Origin of the sequence: Sphingobacterium sp. WOUb80 (assembly GCF_050058145.1) — a bacterium.
Taxonomy (GTDB): Bacteria; Bacteroidota; Bacteroidia; order Sphingobacteriales; family Sphingobacteriaceae; genus Sphingobacterium.
This window is the reverse complement of the sequence record NZ_CP165617.1, coordinates 6,124,181-6,138,974: the sequence shown is the minus strand read 5'-3', so window position 1 is coordinate 6,138,974 and position 14,794 is coordinate 6,124,181. Positions and strand designations below refer to the sequence as shown.

The following is a 14,794-nucleotide window of genomic DNA, read 5'->3' as shown; positions in this document are numbered from 1 at the left end:
GCAGTAGGTTTATTATTATATAACATGTATTAATCACTTAAAACCCATAACAATGATAAAGAACTTCATCAAAACCGCATGGCGAAGTATTTTTTCTAATAAATTCTATAGTGCCATTAATATTTTAGGATTAACAGCAGGATTGGTTGTGGGGATATTCCTATTGCTCTGGATTCAGGATGAGCTGTCCTTTGACCGATTCCATAAACATCAGGGATCCATTTACAAAATAGGTATAGAAGGAGGAACAGGGATATCAAAACGAATCTTTGGATCCATCATTGCTCCCGTAGGGAGTTTTGCAAAAAAAGAGATTCCTGAAGTCCAAGATGCAGTACGTATTTTTAAGATTGGAGATGCTGCACTTAAATATAAGGAGAAGAGATTTAATGAAAAGAATTTTGCATTTGTAGACCCCAGTTATTTTAGTGTTTTCGATTTTCCGCTACTAGAGGGCAATCCAAAACAGCCTTTTCCTGACAACAATTCCATTGTAATTACACAGCGTACGGCACACAGATATTTTGGCGATGAAAATCCTATTGGAAAAACTGTAACATTAGGTATAGAGGATCTATGTGTTGTCTCTGGTGTCATTGCCGATTATCCAGAAAACTCCACTTTTCAATTTCAGGTTCTGCTTCCCATTTCGAGATTTAACGAACAGGCCTATATTAAAAATAAAACGACCTATGACAATAAGACCTTTCTATCGTCCATGGATGAAGATTGGTCCAGTTTTTCGTTTGAAACCTATCTGTTGCTAAGGCCTGATGCAAATCTTGCTGCAGTCTCAAAAAAGCTACAGGCGATACATGAAAGGAACAAACCTGAAGACGCCCCTGTTCCCTATGTTACACAAGCACTCGCAAAAGTGCATCTCTATCAAATGGACGGCAGCGACGGTGGCATTGGAAGTGTTCGGATTTTTATAGGTGTAGCAATTATGATTATTGTCATCGCAAGTATCAATTATATCAATCTTTCCACAGCACGCTCTTTATCCCGAGCAAAAGAAGTAGGAATTCGCAAAATAATTGGTGCGGGCAAAAAAGAACTTTTTTTTCAATTTATATTGGAAACGGCCATGCTATTTACCCTTGCATCATTACTAGCACTGGCGCTCGTATTTATCGGCCTTCCCTGGTTTAATAATTTCTCGGGCAAACAGATTTCTTTACAGCTCTTTAATTCCACGCTATGGCTAAGTGTGCTGATCATGCTTATAGGAACATTGGCACTTACAAGTGTATACCCGGCCCTGCTTTTATCAAAATTTGATCCGATTAAAGTGCTCAAAGGCCGATTTGTCCTCAAAAACTCCAGTGCAAGAAAGATATTGGTAGTCCTACAGTTTACCGTTTCTATCATCCTGATCACCTTAACAATCGTTATTGGCCGTCAATTGGATTATATCCGGCATAAAAACCTTGGTTATGAAAAAGATCATATTATTTCCGTTGCCATGGCCCCCAAAATGTCCAGTCATTTTGATGCAGTCAAAACTGAATTATTAAAAAATAAGGATATTAATGCGGTAATCCGCTTAGGACGAGATATGGTTTACGGCGGCGGTTCAACAGGAGATAACGATTGGGAAGGAAAACCCAGCAAATCAAATCTCTGGTTCAATATGACATACGCCGATCAGTCTGCGCTCAACTTTTTTAAGATAAAAATTACCCAAGGCCGTAATTTCACGGGTTCCATAGCCGATTCAACACATTTCATTATCAATGAAACGGCAGTACGGGAAATGGGGCTAAAAGATCCTATTGGCACGCGCTTACGCATTCGAACAGTTCCGGGAACTATTATTGGTGTTGTAAAGGACTTTAATTATGCCAGCGTGAGACAAAAAATCGAACCCATGGTATTTCAATATAGTCCAAAAGACTGTTGGCAGCTTTACGTTAAAACAACAGCATCCGGAACAAAATCCGCATTAAATACCTTACAGCAAATCTGGAAAAGTTATTATGATGATATGCCAATGAGTTATAGTTTTCTTGACGAAAACTATCAAAAGCAATATATGAATGAACAGAAACAAGGCACCTTATTCAACTTTTTTGCGATGATTGCCATTGTTATCTCCTGTCTAGGACTCTTAGGACTATGTACTTATACAGCACAGGTTAGAACCAAAGAAATTGGCATCAGAAAGGTCCTTGGTGCAACGGTATTCAACATCATACAATTACTAAATAGGGAATTTTTACTCCTTGTCATTTTAGCCAATGTCATCGCTATACCGATAGCTGTATATTTCAGCATAAACTGGCTCGATGGCTTTGCGTTTAGAACAACGCTCCCAGTTACTATATTTCTATATGCCGCCGGGATAACCATTGCGATTGCATTATTTACGGTAAGCTTCCAATCCATCAAGGCCGCATATGCCAATCCTGTAAAAAGTTTGCACGATGAATAGTTTATATTTGAGAACCAAAACAACAGCATAAAATGATCCGATTATTCCTAAAAACAGCGCTTAGAAATTTGAAACGCAGTCCCCTAAATACAACAATAAATATTTTGGGATTAGCACTAGGCTTTACTGTTGCCCTGATAAGTACGTTATGGGTGCTTAAACAGCTTTCTTTTGATAAGCACCACAACAATTATCAGCATATTTATCAGGTAATGATGACGGGCACTTTCAATGATGAGAAATCAACTGATCGCTCCACCCCTATTCCTCTGGTCAAAACGATCGCATCTGATTTCAAAAATGAGATGCCAGATGCCACTTTGATCACCAATATGGAAAGTAACAATCTGAAAGTAGGCGATAAAAAATTAAATGCTCCGGGGTTTTATGCCCTAGGAAAGTTTTCCGAATTATTCTCCCTCGAGTCTCTAAAAGGCAACAATGCTACTCCGACCAGTCCATCAACCATTATTATTTCCGAATCCTTGGCAAAACGACTGTTCGACCAGACAGACGTTATCGGAAAAATGCTTCAATTGAATGGTAAAGAACAGTATACTATTCAAGGTGTGTATAAAGATATTCCTGAAAACAGCACCTTTTATGGTTTGGATTATGTATTGCCTTTCGTCGACTATCTCGCTAAAGACCAAGGGGTAGAAGACAGCTGGTCCAGCTGCTTTTTTAGCACCTTCGCCAAAATCGACAATGCTGCCTTTGTTCCCGCTTTGGAAAATAAACTAACAAATATCATCAACAAAAAATTGACGGATATAAAACCTGAGATCCTATTACATCCCATGTCCAAATGGCACTTATACGATTCATTTAAGAATGGAAAGAACATAGGCGGGCAGATTCAATATGTATGGATGTTTGCCTGGATCAGCGTATTCATTATTTTATTGGCTAGTATAAATTTTATTAATCTGAGTACGGCAAGAAGTCTAAAAAGAGGGAAAGAAATTGGTGTTTTAAAATCTGTTGGTGTCAATCGCAGACAACTTATTGCTGGCTTTCTTGTGGAATCTACCCTCGCGGTAGCCTGTGCTTTTTTGATCGCTGTTCTATTCGCTACATTGCTGTTGCCTTGGGTCAATACAATCACCCATACAAGCTTACATATACCTTTTACAGATCTTCGATTCTATTGTTACTCTCTATTCGGAATACTTACTATTGGTGTTCTTGCAGGCATGTATCCGGCATTATTTTTATCGGCTTTTAATCCTATTCTTGCATTGAAAGGTAAGATCAACAGTAGAAAAGGTGGATCCCGAACGCGGAAAGCGATGGTCATTGTCCAATTTGCCATTTCTATTTTCCTGATGATATCTACCTATCTCGTGATCCAGCAACTGCGTTATACAAAGGATCGTCCTATCGGTTATAAAAGTTCCAATTTGGTGAATATCACATCCTCTAGCCCTACGATTGTCAAAAACTTTGACCTCCTCCGGAAAGAATTAATCGAGCAACGATTAATTCAGGATGCCGCACTTTCTTCCAGCTTTGTCAACCGTCTAACCTTGACAGGAGGTGGATTTAATTGGCAGGGTAACGATACAAGGGACGGTGCAATTATGGGTATCTTCACCATAGATGACAACTTTGCAGAGACTGTACAGTGGAATTTTATAAAAGGTCGTAATTTTTCAAAAGATTTTAAAACAGATTCAACGGCCGTTATTCTGAATGAAGCTGCTGCTAGATTTATGGGCGTTACCGACCTTAACAGTAAACAGCTTTCACGTGCGGGTATCGACTATCATATCGTAGGTATAATCAAAAATACACTTTCCGAATCGCCTTTTAAATCGATTACGCCAACAGCATATTTCCTCAAATTTTTACCGAAGAACAAAATCACACTTCAATTAAATGAAAAACAAGATCTTAAGCAGGACTTAAAAGCTATTGCGACAACGTTCAATCGCATAGATCCCGACCTGATTTTTGATTATACATTTACGGATCAGGAATATGCCAAACAGTTTCAACAAATGGAAATGATTAAGAGTTTAACAAGTCTATTTACAGGTCTTGCTATACTTATTTCCTGCCTTGGTCTCTACGCATTGGTTTCCTTTCTTACGGAGCAACGTGAAAAAGAAATAGGCATTCGTAAAGTATTAGGCGCATCAGAAGTTGGCTTGTGGCGACTACTTTCTACAGAATATGTTTGGCTTACGGGCATCGGCTTTGTACTTGCTGCTCCGCTAGCTTACCTCTTGATGGAATCATGGCTCGAAAATTATGTTTATCGCATATCAATTACATGGACGGTCTTTGCTACCACAGGATTAACCGCATTTGTCATTACCTTGCTGACAGTCAGTTACCAAGCGATTAAGGCAACATGGGCAAACCCTGTAAAAACCTTAAGGAGCGAATAATGTCAATTTGTTCGGGGGCGGACACTACACTGTCCGTTTCCGAACATTGACGACGTTCAAAAAATAACAACAAAAACCTAAAAATCAATACATTATATTTATGGCAAACGAATTGAACTAGCTGAATTTGCTATTTTTCATATAGCAATGCTTCTTTCTAAAGTGAGCTTGCGGAGATGAATATAGTCTAATTAATAGTCTAAATGCTCATGATCATGGTAAAGAATTATTTTAAAATCGCTTGGAGGAATATTAGAAAAAACAAAGGATTTTCTCTTTTAAATATGTTTGGACTTAGTATCGGAATAACATGTTTTCTATTGTTGGCAGCATATATATACCATGAATCAAGCTATGAGCGTTTCCTCCCTAATGCCGACCGTCTTGCCTATATCAGCCTCACCTACAAGTCGCCAAACAGCACGGAAGAAGTAAATTCTTCGGTAACACCAACAGGCCTAGCTCCGACCATACAAGCAGAATTTCCAGAGCTAGAACAGGCAACCAGACTTTACGGCTATACCAAAGGCAGTAAGATAGAATACAAGGAAGCGTTGATCACTGAAAAAGGTCTATTATATGCAGACCAAAATATTTTTAAGACATTAGGCTATAAATTTATTGAAGGGGATTCGAAATCAGCGTTAGCAGAGCCTAATCAAATTGTCCTAACAGAGAAATTAGCGGAGAAATATTTCCCTAATCAACCGGCGATCGGTCAGACGCTATCCATTGATAAAGTCAACTGGAAAATCACAGGCATTATTGCAGACTTGCCTACAAATACGCAGCTGAATTTCTCTGCACTTCTTTCCAACAAAGGATTAGAACGCTACAAAGAAATGGCTTGGTCATCTGCGAATGATATCAGCATAGCACTCTTAAAAAACAAAAATCAATTCAGTTTGATCCAGCAGAAATTAGATCAAATGGCAAAATCAAAATTTGCTGAAGCAACAAAACAAGGCTATCAATTTCGATTTGTCCTAGAAAAGCTGACCGATATCCATCTTCATTCCAAGGCTGCAGGTACAGGTAACATGACCTCTATCTATATTTTAATAGCCTTGGGTACTGCACTCATTATCCTAACCTGTATCAATTTTACAAATTTGGTCTTGGCACATGCCCTCGAACGAAAAAAAGAAATCGGGGTCAAAAAAGTTTTGGGTGCCGCAAGGAAAACAATATTCTTTCAATTCTTTTTTGAATGCAGTATCATGGTCTTTCTGGCTGTCGCTTTTAGTCTTCTGACGACAGTACTCCTGTTACCAGTATTCAGTTCATTTATGGGCGCCGAAATGAAATTGACTGTATGGACAGACCCTCGGTTCTACGCTACTTTACTTGCTTTCGTTGTCCTGTTGACACTCCTATCAGGTGGCTGGCCAGCTTATTCGATCGCCAGTTCAAAACCTATTTCTATTTTCAAACGAAAACTTACTGAAAAACAACATGGAATATCACTAAGCAAAGTACTCGTAACTTTTCAGTTCAGTATCTCTATATTCTTTATTATCTGCACCTTATTTGCCAGTAGACAGATGGACTTTATCCAGTCCAAAAATACAGGTTTGGATCGCTCTGATATGCTAGTCATTGATGGACGAGGATGGCAAGATAAAGAAAGACAATTGTTAAAAGACAAATTACTGCAGCTCAATAGTGTCCAAGGAGTGACTGCTTCGTATGATAACCCAGTCAATATCCAAGGCGGATATAGCATTAGTGAGGTAGAGGGGCAACCCAGTGATTTTGATATGAATGTTACTGCAATCCCGATTGAAAAAGATTTTGTATCCGTTTTTCGTATCCCAACTGTCGCTGGCGCACCGCTTTCAGATACGGATATCTTACGCGCACGGGATACCATCTCACCAGAATATGGTTTTGTAGTAAATACCCTCGCGGCATCGGCCATGGGGTTTACGCCAGAACAAGCAATTGGAAAGAAAATCAATTTAAACGGACGCAAGGGAAGCATCAAACAAGTTGTTGCGAGTTTTAATTTTGCTTCACTCCACAACGAAGTCAAACCAATCGTACTTTTTCCTGAGTATTACTATTTCGGCAATATTTTCGTTCGGCTCAATCCTACTACGCCTCTAAAAGATGCCCTGGCACAAGTAAAAGCTGTCATCAAAGACATCGACTCAAAAAACAGTTTTGAATATCATTTTCTCAATGACGACTATAACAAGCTATATCTCAAAGATCAGCAAACAACCCGTGTAATGCAGCTGTTTTCGATCATTACAATTGCTATCGCCTGTATGGGACTATTTGCGCTATCAGCATACGCTGTGCAACAGCGCTTCAAAGAGATTGGTATCCGTAAAGTATTAGGTGCCTCAACAGGCAAAATTGTCCAGATATTAAGTGTGGACTTTATGGCACTGGTCTTCTCCGCTGTCTTAATCAGTGTGCCATTGGGCTGGTATGCCATGCACCGTTGGGTGGAAAATTTTGCGTATCACATTACATTGGACTGGTGGGTATTTATCCTGGCGGCAACCAGCGCATTATTGGTATCATTTGTTACCATCAGTTTTCAAACTGTAAAAGCAGCAATTGTAAACCCGGTTGATAGTTTAAGGGACGAATAGAAGAATCTTATCACGATCATTACTCTATAACTATGATAAAGAACTACATCAAAATCGCATGGCGGAACCTATGGAAAAGCAAGGGGTACTCTGCGATTAATATCATTGGACTTTCTATCGGATTGGCAGCAGTACTGATCATCGGTATATGGATAAAAAATCAATTGCAATTCGACAATTTCTACAGCAATCAGGAAAACATATATAAACTTTGGAATAAATATGAAGATCAGCAAAAAATCTCCGTAAATGATATCACTTCGGCACCAGCATCTCAGGCTTTGCTAGCAGATTATCCGGAGGTTGAACGCGCTGCGCGGATGTATTGGAGCAGCACCGCCCTGATGTCTTTTGGCGATAAGAAGATCAAATCCAAGGGAAATGAAGTTGATCCAGCCTTTATTGAATTATTTGATTTCAAACTTCTTAAAGGAAATAGTAAGGAGGCTCTAAAAGACACAAAAGATATTGTTTTGACGGAAAGTCTTGCTAAAAACATATTTGGAAAGACTGATCCAATAAATAAAACGCTTCTTCTCGACAATAAAGAACTGTATAGAGTATCGGCAATTATGCAGGATCTCCCCAGTAATACAAGTTTCGACTTTACCTATCTGATACCTTTAGAAAAAGCCGAAACCTATTCATCCGGCTGGGGTTCAAACACTTTCTATACTTATATCAAGCTGAAAGAAGGAACGGATGTTGATCTTTTTAATAAAAAACTAAATAATATAGTCAACAGGAAAACAAACAATGAAATAAAAGGTTCCATGTTCCTTTATCCGATGTCCAAAATGCATCTGTATTCAAAATTTGAGCAAGGCATTGCTGTTGGCGGAAAAATAGATCAAGTTAAATTGGTAGCGGGAATAGGTCTATTAATATTATTGATTGCCTGTATCAATTTTATCAATCTCAGTACAGCCCGCAGCCAGAAAAGAGCAAAAGAGGTTGCAGTAAGAAAAGTTGTAGGAGCCCAACGCTTCCATTTAATCATACAATTTCTCTCCGAATCCTTACTGTTAACCTTGATTTCAGGTATATGCGCCATTGTATTGACAATACTGACACTTCCACTCTTTAATCAGGTTTTAGATAAGGCATTAATCTTTTCGTTTTCAGATTCGTCGATCTGGCTTTCTCTGATTGGTTTTATTTTCCTTACAGGGATACTGGCAGGGCTATACCCTGCTTTCGTGCTCTCCTCTTTCAAACCGATAAAATCGCTCAAAATATTTGGACGAACAAACAAGTTTTCCCTGAATTTTCGAGAATTACTGGTTGTCTTTCAATTTGGTGTTGCTATTATACTGATTATAGCAACCATTATCGTACGCAAACAGATTGAATATGCCAGCCAGCGTGAAATCGGCTATGAAAATTCGCAACTTATCGAAGTGCCCATTGAAGGCGGTATGGAAAAGAATTACGAGGCTATAAAGTCTGAACTGATCACTGCTAATATCGCCGAAGCTGTAACCCGTACAGGCTGGTCAATTACTAAAAATGGAGCCAGCTCCGGTGGTAGTTTTCTATGGCCTGGAGCTAATCCAGAACAAGCAAAAAAAATGGGATTTGAACTTGGACGCACGGAAAGTGACCTTGTTAAAACTCTCGGATTGAAGCTCATTGCTGGTCGCGACATCGACTATGGCAGGCTACCGGCAGATAGTGTTTCTGTACTGGTTAACGAAGCCGCTATCAAAGAAATGAAACTGGAGAATCCAATTGGAAGCTACCTCAAATGGGGCGATAAAACTTATACCATCGTTGGTGTAATCAATGATTATATTACGGGATCACCTTATAGTCCAATAACGCCCTTACTGATTTATCCTTCAAAAAATTGGATGTTGAATATGGTTATACGTACGAGTCCAAACAGAGCGATGGAAATGAACCTAAAGCAAATCGAGGAAATTATTAAAAAATTCAATCCAGCTTACCCCTTTGAGTACCAGTTTGTGGATCAAAAATTTGCAGCTAAATTCAACGATCAGCAACAGACAGCTCAACTTGCATTCATTTTTTCTGGATTAGCTATTTTCATCTCCTGCCTGGGCTTATTTGGGCTTGCTTCTTATATTGCTGAACTGAAGACTAAAGAAATTGGCATTCGTAAGGTACTTGGTGCATCGGTAAGTGGAATTACTGCCATGCTTTCCAAAGATTTTGTAAAGCTTGTCATTATTTCCATTCTAATTGCTTCGCCAATAGCTTGGTGGACGATGAACAAATGGCTACAGGATTTCTCGTACCGTATTGAAATACAATGGTGGGTTTTTGCATTAGCGGGAATTTCTGCCTTATTCGTCGCTTTCTTTACGGTAAGTACACAAGCCATAAAGGCTGCCAATAGTAATCCGGTAAAAACATTGAGAGACGAATAGCGATCAACATCGCGAGAAAGTCACCGTTATAAAATCAGAGACAATTGATTTATTTTTAAGCAATAAGGCCAGAAATTAAAAACGAAAGAGTAAAAATCATGATAAAGAACTATATTAAAATTGCATGGCGCAACCTGATGAAGAACAAATCCTTCTCATTGATTAACATCATTGGGTTGGCGATCGGTATGGCCGGAGCATTACTTATAGCACTTTGGCTGCAGAATATGTTGACCATGGATCGCTTTCATGAAAAGGGTGATCGCCTGTATGTATTGAGTAATCGTGACGAATTTCAGGGCGATAAATCAGCCTGGGCCTATACACCCAAAATATTGGCGCCCTCATTGGCAGCTGATTTCCCAGATATAGAGACTTTTACAAGATACAACGAGGGACATCAATTTTTAACAACTTTCAATGAAAAGAAATTAATTGCAAACACTGTTTTCATCGATCCCGGTTTTTTCAAGATGTTTTCTTTCCCATTTTTGAAAGGCGAACAGAATGTAAGATTTGATCATCCCAAAGGGCTTGTCCTCACAGAAAGTTATGCCAAGGCTCTATTTGGCAGCGAAGATCCTATCGGAAAATCTGTCAAAATAGATTCGGTTAATCAGGTCTCTGTACAAGCGGTGCTCAAAGATCTTCCCAGCAATTCAAGTTTTAAATTTGACATCCTGCTTCCCTTCGAGTATGCAAAAATAATTGGCTATGTAGACGACAACTGGAGCAATAACTCAATCAGCACTTATATTTTATTAAAAGAAGGTGTTTCAGTAACGGCATTCAATGACAAGATCAGAACCTATTTAAGAGACCATATCAATGCGAGCAACAAAGCTGAAGGTTATACTTCAGCCAGAAATACCGGTGAGATTTTTGCCTTTTCCTATCCCGATTCTTTCCTTTATAACAGTGGCAAAGGGGGGAATTATACTTCGGGACGTATTGATATTGTCAAGCTTTTTGCCTGGATCGGAGTTTTTATTTTATTGGTCGCCAGTATCAACTTTATGAATCTGAGCACTGCGCGTTCTGAACGCCGCGCAAAAGAAGTCGGTGTCCGCAAAGTAATCGGCGCAAATAAGACTAGTTTAATGGCACAGTTCCTGATCGAAAGCATATTAGTTAGCCTGATCGGCATGGTACTCGCGACTATTCTTGTTTTTATTGTCCTACCGTTTTTTAACGAGCTTGTCGGTAAACAGCTTAGCTTATCGTTATTAAGCTTCCCCACCTGGTTATTTTTAATTGGCTTTGCTTTATTTACAGGTGTTTTAGCTGGTACTTATCCCGCTTTTTTCCTTTCTTCATTTCAGCCTATCAAAACCTTGAAAGGGAAATTTGTTTCTAAAACCAAAGGTCTTAGTATTCGCTCCATTTTAGTGGTCATTCAATTCAGTCTCGCGATTATATTGATTATCGCAACAGGCATTGTGGCCAAACAAATCCAATATACCAAACAGCGCGACCGTGGTTATAATGAAAATGGGCTGCTTTACAGCAGTATCAAAGGTGACCTCGAAAAGAATTATAAGATTCTCAGAGACGAATTATTAGCCAGCAATGCTGTTGTTTCTGTATCGAAAAACATGTCGCCGGTCACAGATTTCTACAGCAATGGCTGGGGATTTACATCTGGTACACCAACGGAACAGGACAAACGTATTTCCTATAACCGATTTAGTACCGATGCCGATGCCGTAAAAAATCTAGGTCTAACTCTTACACAGGGGCGAGATATCGATATTTACAAATTTGCAACAGACAGTACTGCCTTGATTTTAAATGAGTCTGCAGTAAAAAGTTTACATCTCAAAAACCCGGTTAATAGCATTGTGGATGGCGATGGTACAAAATGGACCGTAGTTGGAGTTGTCAAAGATTTCATTATGGGATCACCTTTTGGAGACAATAAACCTATGGTGATACTAGGGCCGCAAGCCTGGTTTACAACGATTCATTATCGTTTAAATACAAACAACAACATTGCAGACAACTTAAAAACAATTGAGTCAATCTTTAAAAAGTTCAACCCAGACTATCCGTTTGAATATCAATTTATTGACAAAACATACGAAGAAAAATTTAAAGAAACAAAAGCTATAGGTACACTGGCCATGGTCTTTGCTGGACTGACGATCTTTATTTCCTGTCTCGGCTTACTGGCTTTAATTGCCTATATGGCCGAAACACGCATGAAAGAAATTGCCGTTCGTAAAGTTCTTGGCGCGAGTGCCACCCAAGTAACATCTCTACTTTCGACCGATTTTATCAAGCTTGTCGTCATCGCTATTTTTATCGCAACGCCTATTGCTTGGTGGGCTATGGACAAATGGCTACAAGATTACAGCTATCGGATCGCGATACAATGGTATTACTTTGTCATCGCTGGACTATTGGCTATCCTGATCAGTATGGCAACGATAAGTTATCAAGCAATTAAGGCCGCATTAAGTAATCCCGTAGATAGTTTGCGTGATGAGTAACCTAAAGTTTAACATTTTTTTTCGATAGCATTAAACCAGATAGAAGACTATGAATTCATTCAAACTTGCCCTTCGCAGCATTATTAAAAACCGGCAATATACTTGGATCAATGTCTTGGGGTTAAGTATGGGGTTCTCCCTGTGTCTTCTCGTATTTGCACTTGTCATTGAAGAAAATTCGTATGACAAAAGCTGGAAAAATGCAGATCATCTCTTTCGGATTGTTACCATGGATTCTACCGCTGGCCTTGAACGACAAATGTCGAGAACATTCGTTAATTTAAGTACAGAACTCATACAGGTATTTCCGGAGATTCAAAATGAGGCTCGTATAGAATCTAGAAAATACTATCTAAAACCGAATGCTAACTCAACACAGTCCATAGGCATACAAGCTTTGGAATCGGAAACAAACATCTTGGACATGTTGAGCATCAAGCTTCTTGAAGGTAATCCTAAGCAGCTGGTCCAAGGAAAAACAAACTTACTTATCGACAAAGAATTCAAAGAAAAATACTTTAAGAACGAAAATGTCATTGGAAAAGTCATCCAAAGTGCCGACCCCTATACTGACCAGCCATCTGATTATATCATTACGGGTGTTATGGATAATCTTCCTTATAATTCAACGCTCAGAGCTTCCGTCATTGCTTTAGTGCCAAAGATATCTATGGAATTAAGCAAAGATGGCTCGGGTTACTACACCGAACAATTTGTACAGCTAAAACCCGGGACACCAAGAGTAGACCTTGAGCAGAAACTAAATCACTGGTATAAAGGGTACCTCAGCCCAAATACAAAACATGTGACTTCCTTTCGCCTGCAGCCTATTCAGGACATATATATGGAGCCATTAGGCAGCGTAGAAATCAGTGGCAACCAAAAAACAACAAACATATTTGTAGGCGTTGCCGTTTTGGTCTTTATTATTTCCTGTATCAATTTTATTAATATCTATGCTGTAAGAACCGTTAAAAAATTAAGAACACTTCATATACATAAGATCCTAGGAGCCAGCCGCCCCCAAATGATCAGGCGAATGCTATTAGAAACAATCCTACTTTTTTTTATTTCCGCATTATGCAGTTTAGTCCTTTTTAAATTTGGATTGTCCCAACTGGAACACTTTATAGGCTATGATCTCGCTTATGTGGGATCCATACAGCTCCCCTTGCTACTGGCCTTTCTGACGATATCGATCATCATTGGCCTATTGATCGGTTTTTATCCTGCATGGCTGATCTCTGGGATTAAGAGTTCGGATGCCTTGAAGAATAAGCTGTCAAAAATCCCTAATGCCGAAGTATTTATTAAAAAAATACTTATTACAACACAATTTAGCATTGCTATTATCGTCATCATAGGACTTATAACAATCAAGTCACAACTTAGCTATATGCAATCAGCGCCTCTAGGAATGAAAATCAAAAATGTACTAAATATCGACTATTTCAACAAGGGCACACAAAATACAAATATAAAAGATCAAATTGGTCAACTTACTGGCGTTGAATCGGTCAGTGTCGCTGCCTGGACGCCGACAATCGGATCAGGCTACCTTGCCAAGACAGTCGTTGACAAAGACGATCCAGGGAAAAATATCCAAGTCAGTTTCATCGGCGGCGATGTCGATTTGTCCAAGACTTTGGGAATCCAATTGGTTAAAGGACGGCTATTAACTCCTGAAGATTATACGCATGTTGAAATGGGTGCAGGAGAGGACGGAGATGTCAATAATGCCCTTGTGACCGAAAGCACCGCAAGAAAGCTTGGGATAGACAAACTCGGTATCCTATATAAAGACCTTCAAATTATCCCCGTCGGGATCATTAAAGATTTTCATAGCGAGTCTTTTCGTCTCAAGATGGTACCGACTGTGATTTTAGCAAAAGATTTTAATGGAAGCGGCAATATTCTGATAAAAGTGGCGGAAGGACAAGAACAGCAAATCCTTCAATCGGTATCTAAAATCATTCAGCGTACTTACCCTGATAAACACGTTTCCTTTCAATGGATCGATGAGTTAATTGCAAAACAATATGAAAAGGAAAATAAACAAGTACAATTGTTTATTTTATTTAGTGCATTGGCGCTATTGATCTCCGCATTGGGTATTACGGGCTTAATTATGCAAAATCTTGAACAGCGTACCAAAGAAATAGGTATTCGCAAAGTCCTAGGCGCAACAGTGCTCGACATATCACATCTCTTTTCAAAAGATTATCTCATCTTAACGTCCTTAGCTATTTTTATTGCCTGCCCAATAGCCTGGTATTTTTCAAAAAAATGGCTTGAAGATTATGCCTACAATGTGGGAGTACAATGGTGGTTCTTTATCCTTGCAGCAGCTGCAACCTTTTTGATCAGTATGATTACTGTTAATATCCAGACAATACGTGCAGCGCTAAGCAATCCCGTAGATAGCTTACGAAACGAGTAAATATTCATTTATAATAATAAAGGGGGCCTCCAT

6 protein-coding genes are annotated in these 14,794 nt (G+C 39.1%); all 6 read left to right on the top strand.

Going from position 1 to position 14,794, the window contains the following annotated elements:
• The first annotated feature begins 52 nt into the window (after nt 1–52).
• The 6 genes from AB1Z56_RS25360 (at nt 53) to AB1Z56_RS25335 (ending at nt 14,761) form a co-directional block, all read left to right on the top strand.
• Nucleotides 53–2,434: an ABC transporter permease gene (locus tag AB1Z56_RS25360; RefSeq protein ID WP_313268262.1), complete on the top strand. Its 2,382-nt coding sequence runs from the start codon at nt 53–55 to the stop codon at nt 2,432–2,434.
• Between the two features lie 32 nt (nt 2,435–2,466).
• The gene (locus AB1Z56_RS25355; RefSeq protein ID WP_426790460.1) at nt 2,467–4,830 is read left to right on the top strand and encodes an ABC transporter permease; all 2,364 of its coding nucleotides are present in this window, start codon (nt 2,467–2,469) and stop codon (nt 4,828–4,830) included.
• 284 nt (nt 4,831–5,114) lie between these two features.
• Nucleotides 5,115–7,436 carry an ABC transporter permease gene (locus tag AB1Z56_RS25350; protein ID WP_426790459.1) on the top strand — a complete coding sequence of 774 codons (2,322 nt, stop codon included), beginning with the start codon at nt 5,115–5,117 and terminating at the stop codon, nt 7,434–7,436.
• Between the two features lie 32 nt (nt 7,437–7,468).
• A complete protein-coding gene (locus AB1Z56_RS25345; protein WP_286833259.1) occupies nt 7,469–9,829 on the top strand; it encodes an ABC transporter permease in 2,361 nt (786 codons plus the stop codon).
• Nucleotides 9,830–9,927: 98 nt separating this feature from the next.
• On the top strand, nt 9,928–12,321 hold the full coding sequence (locus AB1Z56_RS25340; protein WP_426790458.1) for an ABC transporter permease: 2,394 nt from the start codon (nt 9,928–9,930) through the stop codon (nt 12,319–12,321).
• Nucleotides 12,322–12,370: 49 nt separating this feature from the next.
• Nucleotides 12,371–14,761, top strand: a complete 2,391-nt coding sequence (locus AB1Z56_RS25335) for an ABC transporter permease (RefSeq protein WP_426790457.1) — start codon at nt 12,371–12,373, stop codon at nt 14,759–14,761.
• Nucleotides 14,762–14,794 lie beyond the last annotated feature (33 nt).

Bases quoted from the DNA above. Each gene is read 5' to 3' on its own strand.
- AB1Z56_RS25340 (WP_426790458.1), top strand. From the start codon at position 9,928: ATGATAAAGAACTATATTAAAATTGCATGGCGCAACCTGATGAAGAAC.
- AB1Z56_RS25360 (WP_313268262.1), top strand. From the start codon at position 53: ATGATAAAGAACTTCATCAAAACCGCATGGCGAAGTATTTTTTCTAAT.
- AB1Z56_RS25335 (WP_426790457.1), top strand. From the start codon at position 12,371: ATGAATTCATTCAAACTTGCCCTTCGCAGCATTATTAAAAACCGGCAA.
- AB1Z56_RS25345 (WP_286833259.1), top strand. From the start codon at position 7,469: ATGATAAAGAACTACATCAAAATCGCATGGCGGAACCTATGGAAAAGC.
- AB1Z56_RS25350 (WP_426790459.1), top strand. From the start codon at position 5,115: ATGTTTGGACTTAGTATCGGAATAACATGTTTTCTATTGTTGGCAGCA.
- AB1Z56_RS25355 (WP_426790460.1), top strand. From the start codon at position 2,467: ATGATCCGATTATTCCTAAAAACAGCGCTTAGAAATTTGAAACGCAGT.